Annotated in this window: 12 protein-coding genes; 7 read left to right on the top strand and 5 right to left on the bottom strand. The window is 73.1% G+C overall.

Annotation, left to right across the window (positions count from 1 at the left end; all coding sequences use genetic code 11):
* Nucleotides 1-2,408, bottom strand: a 2,408-nt coding sequence (locus C7C46_RS18795) for a type I polyketide synthase (RefSeq protein WP_146259127.1), incomplete at its 3' end; no start/stop codon positions are given.
* Between the two features lie 309 nt (nucleotides 2,409-2,717).
* On the opposite strand from C7C46_RS18795, the gene C7C46_RS18790 reads away from it, so the two are divergent.
* Nucleotides 2,718-4,295, top strand: coding sequence for an MFS transporter (locus C7C46_RS18790; protein WP_110671025.1), 1,578 nt, complete (start codon nucleotides 2,718-2,720; stop codon nucleotides 4,293-4,295).
* 143 nt (nucleotides 4,296-4,438) lie between these two features.
* Here C7C46_RS18790 and C7C46_RS18785 read toward each other — a convergent pair whose 3' ends face one another.
* From C7C46_RS18785 to C7C46_RS18775, 3 genes are all read right to left on the bottom strand, one after another.
* On the bottom strand, nucleotides 4,439-4,798 hold the full coding sequence (locus C7C46_RS18785) for a hypothetical protein (protein ID WP_110671024.1): 360 nt from the start codon (nucleotides 4,796-4,798) through the stop codon (nucleotides 4,439-4,441).
* A 270-nt stretch (nucleotides 4,799-5,068) separates the two neighbouring features.
* On the bottom strand, nucleotides 5,069-5,812 hold the full coding sequence (locus C7C46_RS18780) for a PIG-L deacetylase family protein (RefSeq protein WP_110671023.1): 744 nt from the start codon (nucleotides 5,810-5,812) through the stop codon (nucleotides 5,069-5,071).
* A 70-nt stretch (nucleotides 5,813-5,882) separates the two neighbouring features.
* Nucleotides 5,883-6,854, bottom strand: coding sequence for a helix-turn-helix domain-containing protein (locus C7C46_RS18775; RefSeq protein ID WP_110671022.1), 972 nt, complete (start codon nucleotides 6,852-6,854; stop codon nucleotides 5,883-5,885).
* Between the two features lie 359 nt (nucleotides 6,855-7,213).
* Here C7C46_RS18775 and C7C46_RS35105 point away from each other — a divergent pair, with 359 nt between their 5' ends.
* The 3 genes from C7C46_RS35105 (at nucleotide 7,214) to C7C46_RS18765 (ending at nucleotide 9,613) form a co-directional block, all read left to right on the top strand.
* The gene (locus C7C46_RS35105; RefSeq protein WP_181442412.1) at nucleotides 7,214-7,369 is read left to right on the top strand and encodes a hypothetical protein; all 156 of its coding nucleotides are present in this window, start codon (nucleotides 7,214-7,216) and stop codon (nucleotides 7,367-7,369) included.
* A 7-nt stretch (nucleotides 7,370-7,376) separates the two neighbouring features.
* Nucleotides 7,377-7,670 (top strand): hypothetical protein, encoded by a 294-nt coding sequence (locus C7C46_RS18770; protein ID WP_110671021.1) that lies wholly within the window; start codon nucleotides 7,377-7,379, stop codon nucleotides 7,668-7,670.
* Nucleotides 7,671-8,275: 605 nt separating this feature from the next.
* Nucleotides 8,276-9,613, top strand: a complete 1,338-nt coding sequence (locus tag C7C46_RS18765) for an XRE family transcriptional regulator (RefSeq protein ID WP_110671020.1) — start codon at nucleotides 8,276-8,278, stop codon at nucleotides 9,611-9,613.
* Between the two features lie 168 nt (nucleotides 9,614-9,781).
* On the opposite strand, the gene C7C46_RS18760 is transcribed toward C7C46_RS18765, so the two are convergent.
* Entirely contained in the window at nucleotides 9,782-10,723 is a 942-nt protein-coding gene (locus C7C46_RS18760; RefSeq protein ID WP_110671019.1) for a TauD/TfdA family dioxygenase, read from the bottom strand.
* A gap of 387 nt (nucleotides 10,724-11,110) precedes the next feature.
* On the opposite strand from C7C46_RS18760, the gene C7C46_RS18755 reads away from it, so the two are divergent.
* The 3 genes from C7C46_RS18755 to C7C46_RS18745 form a co-directional block, all read left to right on the top strand.
* Nucleotides 11,111-11,323, top strand: a complete 213-nt coding sequence (locus tag C7C46_RS18755; protein WP_110671018.1) for an MbtH family protein — start codon at nucleotides 11,111-11,113, stop codon at nucleotides 11,321-11,323.
* Nucleotides 11,324-11,381: 58 nt separating this feature from the next.
* Nucleotides 11,382-14,885 (top strand): non-ribosomal peptide synthetase, encoded by a 3,504-nt coding sequence (locus C7C46_RS18750; RefSeq protein WP_110671017.1) that lies wholly within the window; start codon nucleotides 11,382-11,384, stop codon nucleotides 14,883-14,885.
* The coding region (locus tag C7C46_RS18745) for a condensation domain-containing protein (protein ID WP_146259126.1) at nucleotides 14,882-17,121 on the top strand (2,240 nt) is incomplete at its 3' end. The genes C7C46_RS18750 and C7C46_RS18745, both read left to right, overlap by 4 nt.

The raw sequence follows: 17,121 nt of genomic DNA, 5'->3' as shown, positions 1-17,121 counted from the left end.
CGGACGGTGCCGCGTACATGGTTGACCCAGTAGTCGACGGACGCTACATCATTGACCAGGGGAATCAACGGTTGATTGATGGTCAACCCGTCAACCACCGCACGGAACTCGTCCAACATCGGATCCATCAGTGACGAGTGGAACGCGTGAGAGACCGTCAACCGCTTCGTACGACGATCCGCAAAGTGCTCCGCAACCCGGTCAATGTCCGCCTCGGGACCGGACAGCACCACCGCACGCGGACCGTTCACCGCCGCGACATCCACACCGAGGCCGGTAACCTCAGCCTCGCTCGCCTCCACCGCCAGCATCGCCCCACCCGCGGGCAGCGCCTGCATCAGGCGACCACGCGCCGTCACCAGCTTCGCGGCATCCTCCAACGAGAACACACCCGCCACATGCGCAGCCGCGATCTCACCGATCGAGTGACCCGCCAGATAATCCGGCTTAACCCCCCACGACTCCAACAACCGGAACAACGCCACCTCGAACGCAAAGATCGCCGGCTGCGCGAACTGCGTCTGGTTCAACTGCTCATCAGTACCCAGGTCCAGATGCCCAGCCAGCTCATCCCACGCCGCCGCGAACACCGGGAACGCAGCCGTCAACTGACGACCCATCCCCACCCGCTGGCTCCCCTGCCCCGAGAACAGGAACGCCGTCAGCCCGTCCGCCTTCGCCACCGCGCCCGCGGTGCGGCCCTCGGCCAGCCCTGCGAGCCCCGCCAGCGCCGCCTCGCGGTCCCCCGCGACCACCACCGCGCGCTGCTCCAGCGCCGCCCGCCCCATAGCCAGCGAGTACGCCACATCCTGGAGTTCCACCTCCGGCTGAGCCCGGAGCCGTTCGGCCAGCCGAGCAGCCTGGGCGCGCAGCGCGTCGGCGCTCTGCGCGGTGACCAGAAGCGGCAGTACCGGCAGCGCAGGCAGCACCGGTGTCGCAGGCAGCGCAGGCGACGCCTGCGACACCGGCAGCGCCGCCCCCTCCGGCTCCCCCGCCGCCCCGGACCCCGCCCCACCCGGCCCGACCTCCGCCGGAGCCTGCTCGATGATCACGTGCGCATTCGTCCCGCTGAAGCCGAACGAGGAGACGCCCGCCCGGCGCGGCCGGTCCACCGCCGGCCAGTCCCGTTCCTCGGTCAGCAGCTCCACCGCACCGGCTGCCCAGTCCACGTGCGGGGTCGGCCGGTCCACGTTGAGGGTGCGGGCCAGCCGCCCGTCCCGGATCGACATCACCATCTTGATCACGCCGCCGACCCCGGCCGCGGCCTGCGAGTGGCCGAAGTTGGACTTCAGCGAGCCGAGCCAGAGCGGCCGGTCGGCCGGTCGGCCCTGCCCGTAGGTGGCGATCACGGCCTGGGCCTCGATCGGGTCGCCCAGCTTGGTGCCGGTGCCGTGCGCCTCCACCACGTCGACGTCGGCCGCGGTCAGTCCGGCCGACTCCAGCGCCTGCCTGATCACCCGCTGCTGGGACGGCCCGTTGGGGGCCATCAGCGCGCTGCTCGCACCGTCGGAGTTGACCGCGCTGCCGCGCACGATCGCCAGCACCGGGTGCCCGTTCTTCCGGGCGTCGGAGAGGCGCTCCAGCGCCAGCATGCCGACTCCCTCGGCCCAGCCGGTGCCGTCGGCGGCGGCCGCGAAGGACTTGCACCGGCCGTCCGGGGAGAGCCCGCGCTGGCGGCTGAACTCGATGAAGGTGTCGGGGGTGGACATCACCGCGACGCCGCCGGCCAGGGCCAGTTGGCACTCGCGGGCCTGCAGCGCGCGGACCGCCAGGTGCAGGCCGACCAGCGAGGCCGAGCAGGCGGTGTCCACGGTGAGCGCCGGACCTTCCAGGCCCAGGGTGTAGGAGACCCGGCCGGAGACCAGGCTGCCGCCCATCGAGCCGGCCACCACGGTGCCCTGGCCGTAGTCGTGGTACATCACGCCCGCGTAGACGCCGGTCCGGCTGCCCTTGAGCGCGGTCGGGTCGATGCCGGCCCGCTCCAGCGCCTCCCAGGCGACCTCGAGCAGCAGCCGCTGCTGCACGTCCATGTGCAGCGCGTCGTTCGGCGAGATCCCGAAGAAGGCGGCGTCGAACTCCCCAGCGTCGTAGAGGAATCCGCCCTGCCGGGAGTAGGTCTTTCCGGTCCGGCCCGGTTCCGGGTCGTACACGCCCTCGATGTCCCAACCGCGGTCGGTGGGAAAGGCGGAGACGGCATCGGTACCGGCCAGCGCCAGCTGCCACAGCTCCTCGGGGCTGGTGACCCCGCCCGGGTAGCGGCAGGCCATGCCGACGATGGCGATCGGTTCGGCATCCGCGACGGCCGGTCGGGCCTCGGCCTCGGCCAGCTTCTTCCGGGCCTCGCGCAGGTCCGCGGTCGCTCGCCGGAGGTATCCGAGAAGCTTTTCCTCGTTACCTTCTACGCCCACTGCGGGTCACCCCTTGTCAATCGTCCGGAAAGAGTCGGGTCCGGAAATGGCGGGGGCCCGGAAAGGCACGAAGTCCTGTCCGCCCGACCCCCTCGACGCCGGTCCACTTGAAGCCGGTCCACAAATTTGCTCGAATTCCAGCACCTTGACGCTAGGAGTCGCCGGGGCCATGGTCGACCCCAGAGCCAACTCCCGTGACCCCTGGGCTTAACGGCCCCCTGGGGCGCACCCCTATAGGGGTTTGTCCGACCCCTGTTCCACCGTCCGGAGCAGTCCGACGAGTACGCGACATCTGTAGGGTTTTGAGTCATGACTGATGTCAAGACCAAAGCCGGCACGCGAGAGTGGATCGGCCTCTCCGTACTCGTCCTGGGCAGCCTGCTTATCACGATTGATATCGGCGTCCTGTACTTTGCGCTGCCCCCCATCAGCGAGGCTCTGAAGCCGAGCGGGACGCAGCAGTTGTGGATCATGGACATCTACGCCTTCGGGCTGGCGGGTCTCATGATCACCATGGGTTGGCTGGGCGACAAGTTCGGCCGGCGGCGGATGCTGATGATCGGGGCCGTGGTCTTCGGCGTCGCCTCGGTCTGCTCGGCGTACTCCAACAGCCCCGGGATGCTGATCGGTTCGCGCGCCCTGCTGGGCGTCGGTGGGGCGATCCTGACGCCCACCGCGCTCGCCCTGATCAGCAACATGTTCCACAACCCCAAGGAGCGCAAGACCGCCATCGCCGCGTTCAGCGGCACCATCAGCGCCGGTGCCGCGATCGGCCCGATCCTCGGTGGCCTGCTGCTGGGTCACTTCTGGTGGGGCTCGGTCTTCCTGATCAACGTCCCCGTCATGCTGCTGCTGCTGATCCTGGCTCCCCTGGTGCTGCCGGAGTTCAGCAACCCCGCGCACGGTCGCCTCGACGTGCTGGGCGTGCTGCTCTCGCTGGCCGCCATCCTGCCCCTCATCTGGGGCATCAAGGAACTGGCGATCAACGGCTACAGCACCACCCCGACCGTCGCGCTGATCGCCGGCGCGATCTTCTTCATCGCCTTCCTGCTCCGTCAGCGCTCCACCACCAGCCCGCTGATCGACCTCTCGCTCTTCAAGGCGCGCGGTTTCAGCGGCGGTGTGGTGATCAACCTGCTGGTGATGCTCGCGTTCGCCGGTGCCAGCCTGCTCACCAACCAGTTCCTGCAGCTGGTGCTCGGCTACTCGGCGCTGAAGGCGGCGCTCTGGTCGCTGGCCGTCAGCCCCGTGGTCGGCGGCGCCACCGGCGTCATCGCGCCGCTGGCGCACAAGGTCAAGCCGGGCAACCTGCTGGCCGGTGCCATGGCGATGATCGTCATCGGCTTCGGCTTCCTGACCCAGGTGCACACCAGCTCCGGGGTCTGGCTGGTGCTGGCCGGCTCCGCCGGGGTCGGCGCGGGCCTGGTCGCCTCCAAGCAGATCATCAACGAGATCGTGGTCACCTCGGCCCCGCCGGAGCGGGCGGGTTCGGCGGTCGCGGTCTCCGAGACGTTCAGCGAGTTCGGTGCCGCGCTCGGTGTCGCCACCCTCGGTTCGATCGCCTCGGCCGTCTTCCACAAGCAGATGGCCGGCGTGACCGCCGCGGGCCTGGACGACAAGGCGCTGCACGCCGCCCGCGACACCCTCGGCGGCACCACGGCGGTCGCCGCCCAGCTGCCGCAGGGTGGTCAGGACCTGCTGAACGCCGGCCGGACCGCCTTCGTGCACGGCCTCAACCTCACCGCGATCGTCGGTGTGGTCGGGGTGGCCGCGCTCGCCCTGTTCTTCAACTTCTACCTGCGTCGCACTCCGGTGCTGGCCGGCTTCCCGGAGCCGCCCGCCGGCCCGCCGGTCGAGACCAGCCTGGCCGCCGAGCCCGCCGTCTGACGGACCCGGTAGCCGCCTCCCACCCACCCGACTGCAGCGCCCCCGCCCAGCATCCGCTGGACGGGGGCGCTCTGACGTCCGGTCAGCTGCTCCGGCGCGGGCCCTGGCTCAGCCGGCCTAGCTGCTCCGGCGCGGGCCCTGGCTCAGCCGGCCTTGCGGATCGCCGCGAACCGGCGCTCCACCTCGGGCATGAACCAGGCCGGCAGCTCGCGGGAGGCCCGCAGCTGCCGGCGCTCCTCGGCGCTGAGCCGCTCCGCCGTGTCGTCCACGGCCAGCGCGTAGTCCGCCATCCGCTGCGAGGTACGCTCCTGCCGCATGCCGCGGCCGCTCTCCTGGGTGCCGGTCCGGTTGCCGAACCGGTAGAGGGCCGACAGCCAGCCCAGCACGATGGTGAACCATCCGAACGCACCCGGCTTGCGAGCCAGCCGCCCCACCTGCTCCCGGGCGACCAGCCAGCAGAGCCGCTCGTCGGTGATGTTCTCGTTCTGCACGGGCTGGCTCACAGCACTCCTCGGATCGTGGTCGGCCGCGCAACCGTACCTGGTCAGGGCATGGGGCAGCACTGGGAATACCCGGCAGACCTGTGCGCGGGACGTCCCCCGTAGGGCGGCGGGCCCGACCAGCACTGACCGACCGCGCCTGGAGGTGCTGCTGGGCCGTCGGTCACGGTCTTCGCGGGGGCCGCGCCCGACAGCTGACACCCACACAGCGGGCATCGGCCAACCGGCACCCGCTCAGCAGTCGCCGCGCAGCCGCGCAGCCGCGGCGCCCGCTCAGAACTTCAGGTTCACCACCTCGAAGGAGGCCGCGAACCGGGTGCCGAGGCGGGTGCCGGCCCCGCGGCCGAAGGACTCCAGGAAGCTGCGGGCGTCGGCCATCGCGCCGCCGAGGCCGGCCAGGTAGGCGGCGTGCGCCTCCAGCGAGGCGACGCCGGCCTCGAAGTGCTCGGTGGTGTCCACCCCGTGCGCGGCCAGCGGGGAGCCGGCCGCCCAGAGCTGGCGCACCCCGTCCCACGGCTGGTGGCCCTCGTCGAGCAGCTCGCGGAAGACCCAGCGGTTGCCGGCGTCGCGCACGGCGTCCAGAGTGGCCCGGCCGGCGGCGATGTGGTCGGCCTGGTTGGGGAAGGTGCCGCCGTAGGTCTCCCGGTAGTTGGCGGTGATCACGATCTCCGGGCGGTACCGGCGCACCAGCCGGGCGATGTCGCGGCGCAGCGGCAGCCCGTACTCCAGCACGCCGTCCGGGTGGCGCAGGAACTCCACCGTGTCCACCCCGACCAGTGCGGCCGAGGCGATCTGCTCGGCCTCGCGTAGCGGGCCGCACTCGGCGGGGTCCAGGCCGTCGATGCCGGCCTCGCCGCTGGTCACCATGGCGTACACCACCTCCTTGCCTTGTGCCGTCCAGCGCTTGACGGCGGCAGCGGCGCCGTACTCCATGTCGTCCGGGTGGGCGACCACGGCGAGGGCGCGCTGCCAGTCCTCGGGCAGCGGCTGCAGCGGGGTGGGGGTCGGCTCGGTCACGGTACTGCTCCCTGGGGTGCGCGGTCTGACGGATGATCAACTCCACCGTCATACCACGCGCCCCTGGAGCTCAGAGCCAACCGTGCCTGGTCGCGTTCACCCCCGCCTGGAACCGGCTGACCGCGTCCAGCCGGACCATCAGGTCCGCCATCATCCGGCGCACGGTGCGCAGCGAGATGCCCAGGTTGCGGGCGGCCACCTCGTCGGTGTGCCCGTCGCTGATGATCTCCAGCAGCTTGCGCTCCATCGGCGTGCAGCCGTGTGCGTCGATCGGCGCGCTCTGGCCGAAGGGGGTGCCGGCGGTCCAGATCTGCTCGAACAGCGCGCAGACCGCGGCCAGCACGCCGGGGCTGTGCACCTCCAGGGCGCCGACCCGGGCGTCGGTCGGGTCCAGTGGCAGGATCGCGACCTTGCGGTCCACGATCACCAGCGGCATCGGAACCGCGGGCACGGTGCGCATCTGCCCGCCCAGGTTGGTCATCCAGCGCGCGTAGGCCAGCGTGTCGGCGTCGTTGCGAAAGCTCTCCCGGCAGACCGCGCGGATCACCACGCCGCGCTCCAGCGCCTGTTGGTTGAGCGGCTTGGCGGCGTCCCGGGCGTCCGGCAGGTGGGCGCCGCCGGGGTTGAGCGAGAGGCACTCGGTCTGGGTGAGCTGCTGCAGCTCCTCCAGGCGGATCCGGACCTGGTCCAGGCCCTCCAGGCGCTGGCCGGTGTTCCCGTCCCGGCCCACTTCGTGCTCGGCCGCGATGGAGGCGATGGCCGCCCGGGTCGCCTCCAGCTGGGCCTGCCGGATCGCCGTCTCCGCCTCGGCGGCGGCCAGCAGCGCCGCCAGGCCGACCTGCGGGCTGACCGGGCGCAGCGCGCCCTGGTGGGCCGAGGGGCGCAGCAGGGCCAGGTCTGCCAGTTCGTTGAGCGAGGTACGGACCTGATCCGAGGTCAGGCCGGTGTCGGTGGCCAGTTCCTCCACCCCGTGGTCGGGCTGGCCGAGCATCGCGCGGTAGACCGCCTCCGCGCCTTGGGACACCCCGAGCATTTCCAGCATGCGCTTTCCCCCCGATGGCACGCCTCAGGCCTACGGCCGGACCGGCCCTGTTCCCTGGACAGTTGAGGACCGAACATTCTATTCAGTCTTCACTTCCGCCGGGGGGACCACAAGTGTCAAGCACTGGTCCCGGCCATCTTCGGGGCCGGTCCCGGCCACTGCTACGCGCGTCGGCCCCCTTCTGACGCCAAGCTGCCAGACACGTTCGTGCCAGCCGTGCCCTGCTGACAGGCCCCCGGCGACTGGGCCAGGCTTGGGGGCATCGGAAGAGAGCTTCCCCGGGCGGAATTCCCGACCAGTCCCCTCCTCGCTTCCCGTCCGTCCCGTTCCGTTCCTTGTCACGAGCGTGGAGTGAACCTGTGCCTCGAATTGCCAACCTGCTGCTAGTCGTCCTGATCGCCATCGGTGCGGGAGCCGCCGTCTCGGCCGGCCACCACACCCCGGAGCACGGCACCACCGCGGTGGTGGCCGGCGACGGATACGGATGGGGCGCGGCGGTCCTGCCGAAACTCTGACGGAGCCATGTACTTGATCACCCTCCAGCTGACCGGGCCGGACCGCGAGGTACCGGACCACGCAAGCCTGACCGAATTCTTCGCCTCGCTGACAGCGCCGACCGACCAGGTGGAGCACCTGCGGGTGCTCTGCGGGCCCGGCCGGATCGACCTCGCGCTGTTCCTGCTGGCGCCCAACGCCCCGACCGCGGAGGTGATGGCGCGGGTGCTGGCACTGCGGGCGACCCGCACGGCCCACCTGTCCCGGTGGCGGCTGACCGGCAGCGCACTCGGCGATCCGGACCTGTCCGGGCTGCACTGACCCGGGCCTACCCGGCCCGAGCTGAACTGACCCAGGCCGGCCCCCGACTGCACGGGTCCGGGCCCGCCCCGGGCGCGCTGACCGAGGTCTGCCCCGGGCGCGCCGATCGATGCCCGCCCCGGGCTGCGCCGCTCCACACCCTGCCCGGGCCGCCGCCACCCACCGGTGAACACGCTTTCGCCACACCGCACACGCTGCCACCACCGGCGCGCACCGCGACCTGCCGGCCCGGCCCGGCCCGCCCCGGCGCCGCACGGCCACCGCTGCGGCCGGGCGCCCGGGTCCGCGCAGGTCAGCGGTGTTCGACCGGGCACCGGACCACCCCGCCGGCCGCACTGGGAAAACCGGAAAACCCGAGGTCACCTGCGCCGACTCGCTTTCGAAGTGGCTCCCCCAGCCGTTAGCCTGCGGCGACGGTAGGGGCTCGTCGTTCGACCTGCCCCGACCACCAGGGACGCGGCCGGCCCGTTTGCGGGGGCCGGGCGCGGCACAAACGTCTCGGGGGAACGGCAAGTTGACGTCCACACCTGGAACAGGGCACCGGACCACCTTCCGGTACCCCTGACGGGCCCCGATCCCGGGGCGAGAGCAGCCACACAGGACAGGTGGGGGTGATCGTGAACCAGGTCTTCGGCCACGAGCTGCGCCGACTGCGCACCCAACAGGGCGTGTCGCTCAAGGCGCTGAGCGAGATGACGCACTACAGCAAGGGCTATCTGAGCCGGGTGGAGACCGGCGCCCGGGCCGCCACGCCCGAGCTCGCCGCCCGCTGCGACGACGTGCTCGGCGCCGGCGGGGCGCTGCGCGCCCGGCTCGCCGAGCTGCGCGTGGTGATCGAGCCGCGGGTCAACGACCCGCGCTTCGCCGACCTGCCCCTCGGGCGTGCCGGGGAGCCGCCCGACCACGGGCGGCCGGCCCAACTTCCGATGGCCGAGCCGGACTTCGTCGGCCGTCTGGAGGCGCTGCGGGAGCTGGACCGGCTGCCCGCGCCGCACCGGGTGACGGTCTGCGCGATCAGCGGCATGGCCGGTACCGGCAAGACGGCGCTGGCCGTGCACTGGGCGCACCGGGCCCGCGCGCACTTCCCGGACGGCAGCCTGTTCGCCGAACTGGCCGGTCCGGACGGCACGGTGCTCGCGCCCTCCCAGGTGCTGGCCGCCTTCCTCGGCGCGCTGCGCCCCGCCGCCCCGCTGCCGGCCACGCTGGCCGAACGGGCCGCGCTGTTCCGTACCCTGCTGGACGGGCGCCGGATGCTGGTGGTGCTGGACCACGCGGTCAGCGCCGAGCAGGTCCGCCCGCTGCTGCCGGCCGCGCCGGGCTGCCTGGTGCTGGTCACCAGCCGGCAGCGGCTGACCGGCCTGACCGCCGCCCACCAGCTGCCGCTCTCCACGCTCACCCCGGCCGAGGCCGGTGAGCTGGCCGGCACCGTGATCGGCCCGGCCCGCACAGAGCTGGAGCCCTACGCGGTGCGGGAATTGGTCGAGTGCTGCGGGCTGCTGCCACTGGCGGTGCGGCTCGCGGCCACGCAACTGGCGGCCCGGCCCAGCTGGTTGATCTCCTCGCTGACCGAACGGCTGCGCCAGGACGGCGAACTGCTGCTGCGCCTGGGCGGCGGTGCGCTGCCGAACGCGTTCCGCCCCGACTACCAGGGGTTGAGCCGCTCGGCGGCCGACGCGTTCCGCCGGATCGCCCCGCTGCCCGGCCCGCTGCTCTCGGCGGCCCAGGCCGCCGAGGTGCTCGGGCGCGGCGGGGCCGAGGCCGAGGCGGCGCTGGAGGAACTGGTGGACGCCAGCCTGCTGGAGACCCCGGCACCGGGGCTGTACCGCTGCCATCCGCTGCTGCGCGCCTACGCCCGTACCCTGACCCAGCGGTTGGAGTGCGGCCTGCTGGCCGCCGAGTCGCGCTACGAACTGGCCGCACCCGCCCTGCCCGTGGCGCTGTGAATCCGGGACCGCCGTGAGCCTGGGATCGCTGTAGCCCGGAACCGCCATGACCCCGGGACCACTGCGACCCCACAGCCGCTGCAACCCCAGCGCCCCAGCGCCCCTGGTCCCGCGTCGACCCTGCCCCGGCTGCGGCCGGTCCGGCACCCCGGACCGGCCGCCCACGCGTCAGGGCAGCACGGGACCGTCGGAGGGCTCGGCCATCGCGACCGCGATCTTGCGCGGCCCGGTGAACGGCTCGCGGGCGTGGGTGCTGAGCATGTTGTCCAGCACCAGCACGTCGTGGCGCTGGTAGTCGAAGCGGGTGGAGGCGGCCCGGTAGCAGGCGCGCAGGTGGTCCAGCACGTCCTCGGGGATCTCTCCGCCGTCGCCGTAGTAGGTGTTGCTGGGCAGCTCGTCCGGCTGGTACATCGCCTCCAAGCCGTACCGCAGCTCCTCCGGCAGGGTGGACAGGTGGAAGAAGGTCGCGTGGTTGAACCAGACCCGCTCGCCGGTCAGCGGGTGCTCGTGCACCGCGTCCCGCACCGCCCGGGTGCGCAGCCCGGCCGCGCCGCGCCACTGCACCTCGATCCCCTGCGCGGCGCACCGCCGCTCCACCTCGGCCCGGTCCTCGGTGTTGAACGCCTCGCTCCAGGAGAGCCCGACGCCGCTGCCGTAGTTGCGCACCACGCTCCACCGCCGCCGCTCGAACTCCTCGCGCACCGCCGGGTCGATGGTCCGGTACAGCTCCCGGGTGGAGGAGAGCGGGGTGGCGCCCAGGCTGGTCGGCGGCTCCACGCAGTAGAAGTAGAGCAGTTGCGGCCAGACCGCCTGGTAGGAGTTCTCGTTGTGGGCGAAGATCTCCTCCTGTGCCGGGTACTCGGTCGAGGTGTAGACGTTGTCCTTGATCAGCTCCCGGGGTGACGAGCGCTCCGAGTAGGTGAGCGGCTGGCCCGACAACTCGCGCACCACGGCGCCGAATCCGTCGATGCCGTCGACCTGGAAACCGCGCAGCAGTACGGCGCCGTGCTCGCGCAGCCTGGCGCGGATCTCCTTGCGGTTCTCCCGGACGTGCTCGGCGATCGGTTCGCCGGCCCCCTCCAGGACGAGGGGCAATTCGGGCGTGGGCACAGCACAGCTCCGTTCGTGCGGGAATGTCGTGCGGACTGGATGCCGGGAATTGGCCGGGAATTCGGCGCCGGCTCGTGCACCATACTCCCGCCCCCGGGCGGCGACAATGGCCGCGGACCGGCCACCCAGTTGCCATGGACACGCTTGACAACCTGCCCGGCGACCGGCGAACGGGCAGGTCAGCAGCGATTTCTGAGGTGTTGACAGGTACCTCGTGGTTGCCAGTGCACTGGCAACAGGCAACCCCTTGAGGGCCTTTCGGCGGGCCGCGATGATGGTGGCATACCGAAATTCCGTGCACCGGTTCGAGCAGTTGTCGGACCGCTGCCTTTCCTGTGTCGGAATTCTGCGATCCCGCGAATTCCCCCTTTCCAGAAGGAGCGAATGATGTCGGACGAGCAGCAGTACCTGGTGGTCCGCAACGACGAGGAGCAGTACTCGATCTGGGCGGTGGGCCGCGAGGTGCCGGCCGGCTGGTACCCGGAGGGCACCCAGGGCCCCAAGGACGAGTGCCTGAGCCGGATCTGCGACCTGTGGACGGACATGCGCCCGCTGAGCCTGCGTCAGCGGATGGACCAGGCCGCCGCCGACGCGGCCTGATCCGCCCTTACCTGCCGCACCCTCCTCCGTCCCGTCCCGCCCTCTCGAAGGACTGACCGTGCACCCCATCGACGCCGCGTCCGGCCCGCTGCTGCCGGAGCTGGTCGCCACCCAGGCCACCCGCACCCCGGCCGCCCCCGCCGTGCTGGACCAGCGACAGACGATCGGTTACCGCGAGTTGGGCGAGCGGGCGAACCGGCTCGCGCACCAGCTGCGGGCCCTCGGCATCGGCACCGACGACCTGGTCGGGGTCTGCCTGCCCCGCTCCACCGACCTGGCGGTGGCCCTGTTCGCGGTCTGGCAGGCCGGCGCCGCCTACATCCCGCTGGACCCCAACCACCCGCGTGAGCGGATCAGTTGGGTATTGCAGGACACCGGCGCCACGGTGGTGCTGACCGAGCGCGCGCTGCTCGACCTGGTGGCCGGCGAGGGGGTGCGACCGCTGCTGCTGGACGAGCTGGACCTGTCCGGTTTCCCGGTGGAGCCGCCCGCCGTCGAGCTGACCGCGCAGAGCCTGGCCTACGTCATCTACACCTCCGGCTCCACCGGCCGCCCCAAGGGTGTCGCGGTCACCCACGGCGGCATCGCCAACCGGATCGCCTGGACGGTGCGGGTGCACCGGCTCGGCGCCGAGGACCGGTTGCTGCAGAAGACCTCGATCGGGTTCGACGCCGCGGGCTGGGAGATCTTCGGGCCGCTGAGCAGTGGCGGCACCGTGGTGATGGCCCCGCCCGGGGTGGAGCGCGACCCGGCGGCGATGGTCAGGGCGGTGGCCGAGCACCGGGTGACGGTCCTCCAGGTGGTCCCCTCGGTGCTGCGGCTGCTGGTCGAGGAGCCGGGCTGGGCCGACTGCTCGGCGCTGCGACTGCTCTTCTCGGCCGGCGAGCCGCTGCACGCCGAGCTCTGCCAGCAGCTGCTGGCCAAGGCCCCGGCGGTGGAGGTGTGGAACACCTACGGGCCGACCGAGTGCGCGATCGACGTGACCGCGCACCGCTTCGACCCGGTGCAGCTGGCCGGCCCGGTGCTGATCGGGCGCCCGCTGAGCGGCCTGCGCCTGCTGGTGCTCTCCCCGGCCGGCGGGCTGGCCCCGATCGGGGTGCCGGGCGAGCTGCACGTGGGCGGGGTGGGGGTGGCCCGCGGCTACCTGGGCCGCCCCGACCTGACCGCCGACCGGTTCGTCCCGGACCCGTACGGCCCGCCCGGCGAGCGGCTCTACCGCACCGGCGACCGGGTGCGCTGGCGCGCCGACGGCAGCCTGGAGTACTTCGGCCGGCTCGACCAGCAGGTCAAGGTCAACGGGGTGCGGATCGAGCCCGGCGAGATCGAGGGCGTGCTGCTCACCCACCCGGACGTGCGCGGCGCGGCCGTGGTGGCCTTCAAGACCTCCTCCGGGGTGGGCCGGCTGGCCGCCTACCTGACGGTGCGCCGGGAGCTGTCCACCGAGCGGCTGCGCGCCTTCCTGCGCGACCGGCTGCCCGAGTACCTGGTGCCCTCGGTCTTCGTCACCCTGGACGCCTTCCCGCTCAGCCCCAGCGGCAAGCTGGACCGGATCGCGCTGCCCACCCCGACCGCCGACGCCACCCCCGGGCGCCCGCCGTTCGTGGCGCCGCGCACCGAGGCCGAGCGCGCGGTGGCCGCGGTGTGGGCCGCGGTGCTGGAGACCACGGCGCCGATCGGCGCGCACGACGACTTCTTCCAGCTCGGCGGCTACTCGCTGCTGCTCACCCGGCTGGCCCAGCGGCTGGGCGCGGCCACCGGGCGCCAGGTCGCGATGGCGGACCTGTTCGCCGCCTCCACCGTCGCCGCCCAGGCCGAGCTGCTGGCCGCCGAGGAGCTGCCGGAGGTGCCGATCACCCGGGTGGACCGGTCCCGGCCGCTGCCGCTGACCGCCGGCCAGCGCCGGATCTGGTTCCTGGACCAGCTCAACCCGGGCAGCTCGGAGTACACGGTGCCGGTGCTGCTGCCGCTGGCCGACGGTGCCACCCCCGCGGTGGTGGCCGCGGCGCTGGCCGCGCTGGAGGAGCGGCACGAGGCGCTGCGCACCAGCTACCCGATGCTGGAGGGCCGGCCGGTCCAGCGGATCGGCGCGCCGGGGCCGGTGGAGCTGACCGAGGCCGGGACCACCGAGCCGGTGGCGGCGGTGCGGGCCGAGATCGCCCGCGGCTTCGACCTGACCGCGGGCCCGGTCTGGCGGGCCCTGCTGGTGGACCGCCACGTGCTGCTGACGATCCACCACATCGCCTGCGACGGCTGGTCCGTGGTGCTGCTGCGGCGCGAGTTCGCCGAGCTCTGCGCGGCCCTGGCGGCCGGGCGGCAGCCGGAGCTGGCCCCGCTGGAGCTGGGCTACCCCGACTTCGCCGCCTGGCAGCACGAGCACTGGCTGACCAGCGCCCCGGTGGCCGGGCAGCTGGCCTACTGGAAGGAGACGCTGGCCGGGGTGCACCCGCTGCGGCTGCCCACCGACCACCCGCGCCCGGCCCGCCGGGCCGCGGACGGCGCGGTCTGCCCGGTCCAGCTGCCGGCCGCCATCGTCACGGGGCTGGTGGCACTGGGGCGCGAGCGCGGGGCCACCCCGTTCATGACCCTGGCGGCGGTCTGGCACCTGGTGCTGGCCCAGCTGAGCGGCGACTGGGACCTGACCATCGGCACCCCGGTGGCCGGCCGCGTCCGCCCCGAGACCCACCCGCTGGTCGGCTGCTTCCTCAACTCGGTGGTGCTGCGCGCCCGCCTGACCCCCGAGCTGAGCTTCGAGCAGGCCGTGGACCGGATGCGCGCCGTGGCGCTGGGTGCCTTCGGCCACCAGGACCTGCCGTTCGAGCAGGTGGTGGAGGAGCTGCAGCCGCACCGCGACCTGTCCCGCACCCCGCTCTACCAGACCCTGTTCGACCTGCAGGATGACGGGGTGACCGGCGTCGCGGCCGATGCCGCCGACCTGACCCACTACCAGGTCGCCTGGCACAGCACGCCCACCGACCTGGCCCTGGTGCTGCGCCCGGAGCCGGACGGCGGGGTCGGGGGGATGCTGGAGTACGCCACCGCGCTCTACCGGCCCGAGACCGCCGCCGCGCTGGCCGCCGCCTTCGCCACCCTGGCCGCCCGGGTGCTCGCCGACCCCGCCGCCCCGGTCGGCGCGGTGGACCTGCGCACCGAGCAGGACCGCGCGCGGGCCGCGCTGCCGTGGAACGAGTCCCTGGCGACCGCCGCCCCGGTGGCCGAGCTGACCGCCTACCTGGCCCCGCGCGACCCGTTCGAGGAGCGGCTGGCCGAGCTGTGGTCCGAGTCGCTGGGCCACCCGCGGGTCGGTGTCTATGACAACTTCTTCGCGCTGGGCGGCAACTCGCTGCTGGCCGCCACGGTGACCGCGGCCGCCCGGTCCGAGTTCGAGATCGAGCTGCCGGTCGCCGCGCTCTTCGACGGCCCGACCGTCGAGCAGTGGGCCCGCGCCGTCGAGGCCGCCATCCGGGCCGAGATCGACCTGCTGACCGAGGCCGACCTGGCCGAGGACCGGCTCACCGCCGGGATCAACGAATCCACCCCCGTCACGAAGGGCCAGCCGGCATGACCGACACCGTCTCCGAGACCGCGGCCCAGGCCGCCGCCCGGCGCGAGGAGCTGGTCCGGCGCCGGATGGCCGGCCGCCGGGGCACCGTCGCCACGGGCATCGCCCCCGCCGACCGCACCGCGCCGCTGCGGCTGTCCTACGGCCAGCGCCAGATGTGGTTCCTGAGCCGGCTCGACCCGGACAGCGCCGAGTACTCGGTGCCGCAGGTGGTCCGGCTGCGCGGCCGGCTGGACCGCGCGGCGCTGGGCCGGGCCTGGGACCAGGTGCTGGCCCGGCACGAGGTGCTGCGCACCCGCTACGCGCTGCTCGACGAGGAGCCGGTGCAGCTGGTGGACCCGGCCGCGACCGGCACCCTGGCCACCGTGACGGCCGCCGACGAGCAGGCCGCCCGCGCCTGGGTGGCCGCCGAGCTGCGCCGCCCCTTCGACCTGGCCGAGCAGCCCCCCGTGCGGGCCACCCTGGTCGCGCTGGGCGCCGAGAATCACCTGCTGGTCCTGGTACTGCACCACATCGCCTGCGACGAGCGCTCGCACGAGCTGCTGCTGACCGAGCTCGCCGCCGGTTACGCGGGCACCGAACTGCCCGCCCCCACCCTTCAGTACGCGGACTTCGCCGCCTGGCAGCTGGCCCAGCAGGAGCAGACGGAGCGTCAGCTCGGCTACTGGCGCGAGCAGCTGGCCGATCTGACCCCGGTCACCCTGCCCACCGACCGCCCCCGCCCGGCGGTGCGGCGGCCGGACGGTGCCGCGGTCCGCTTCGAGCTGCCGGCCGAGCTCGCCACCGAGCTGCACCGGCTGGCCGAGCAGCACCGCACCACCCTGTTCACCGTGCTGCTGGCCGCCTTCCAGGCCCAGCTCGCCCGCTACACCGGCACCCCCGACATCGCGGTCGGCACCGTGGTCTCCGACCGCACCAGCGCGCAGCTGGCGGGCCTGGTCGGCTACGGCATCAACACCCTGGTGCTGCGCACCCGCTGGTCCGGCGACCCGTCCTTCTCCGAGCTGCTGGCCCGCACCCGTAGCACGGTGCTGGACGCCTTCGACCACCAGCAGCTGCCGTTCGCCCGCCTGGTGGACGAGCTGCAGCCCGAGCGCGACCTGTCGGTCACCCCGCTGTTCCAGACCGCCTTCACCATGCACGAGCAGCGCGCCACCACCCTGGAGCTGGCCGGCCTTGCCGTCGAGCCCGTCGAACTTCCCTGGCAGGTAGCCAAGTTCGATCTGAGCCTGCAGATCGCCCAGCTGGCCGACGGACGGCTGGCCGGCCAGCTGGAGTACGCCACCGCGCTGTTCGACGAGGCGACCGTGGCCCGGCTGGCCGGCCACCTGACCCGGCTGCTGGCCGCGGTGGCCGCCGACCCCGACGCCCCCGTCGGCGCGGCGGACCTGCTCGACGCGGCGGAGCGCTCGGTCGCGGACCTGCCGGTGCCGGGCCTGCCCGCGCACGAGTGGGACGGCCTGACGCTGCACCGGATCTTCGAGCAGCGCGCCGCCCGGACCCCGGACGCGGTCGCGGTCAGCTTCGGTGCGCAGGAGCTGACCTACCGCCAGCTCAACGAGCGGGCCAACCAGCTGGCGAACCGGCTGCGCGTGCTCGGGGTCGGCCCCGAGTCGCTGGTCGGCCTCTGCCTGGACCGCTCGCCGGAGCTGCCCGCCGCGCTGATCGGCATCCTCAAGGCCGGCGGCGCCTACGTCCCGCTGGACCCGGCCTACCCGGCCGACCGCCTGGCCTTCATGGCGGGCGACGCCAAGCTGGCCGCGCTGGTCACCGAGCCGGCCCACCAGGAGCTGGCGAGCGGGTTCTACCAGGGCCCGGTGGTGCTGACCGAGGAGCTCGACGGGCAGCCGGTGACCGACCCGGCCCCCCTCGCCGAGCCGGACAACGCCGTCTACGTCATCTACACCTCCGGCTCCACCGGCCGCCCCAAGGGCGTGGTGCTCACCCACCGCAACGTGGTGCGCCTGTTCACCGCGACCGAGGGCAGCTACCGATTCGACCGCACCGACGTCTGGTCCCTGTTCCACTCCTACGCCTTCGACGTCTCGGTCTGGGAGCTGTGGGGCGCGCTGCTGTACGGCGGCCGCCTGGTGGTGGTCCCGTTCGACACCGCCCGCTCCCCCGAGGAGTTCCACCGTCTGCTGGCCGACGAGCAGGTCACCGTGCTGAGCCAGACGCCCTCCGCGTTCCGCTCGCTGGCCAACCTGCCGACCGAGGGCCTGGCCGTGCGCGCCGTGGT

Origin of the sequence: Streptomyces tateyamensis (genome assembly GCF_003205575.1) — a bacterium.
In the GTDB taxonomy this organism is placed as follows: Bacteria; Actinomycetota; Actinomycetes; order Streptomycetales; family Streptomycetaceae; genus Kitasatospora; species Kitasatospora tateyamensis.
The sequence above is the reverse complement of the archived record's forward strand: the minus strand, read 5'-3'. Positions and strand labels throughout refer to the sequence as shown.

Coding starts and splice junctions, on each gene's coding strand:
- C7C46_RS18775 (WP_110671022.1), bottom strand. CDS start 6,854: ATGCTGGAAATGCTCGGGGTGTCCCAAGGCGCGGAGGCGGTCTACCGC.
- C7C46_RS18755 (WP_110671018.1), top strand. CDS start 11,111: ATGTCGGACGAGCAGCAGTACCTGGTGGTCCGCAACGACGAGGAGCAG.
- C7C46_RS18770 (WP_110671021.1), top strand. CDS start 7,377: ATGTACTTGATCACCCTCCAGCTGACCGGGCCGGACCGCGAGGTACCG.
- C7C46_RS18790 (WP_110671025.1), top strand. CDS start 2,718: ATGACTGATGTCAAGACCAAAGCCGGCACGCGAGAGTGGATCGGCCTC.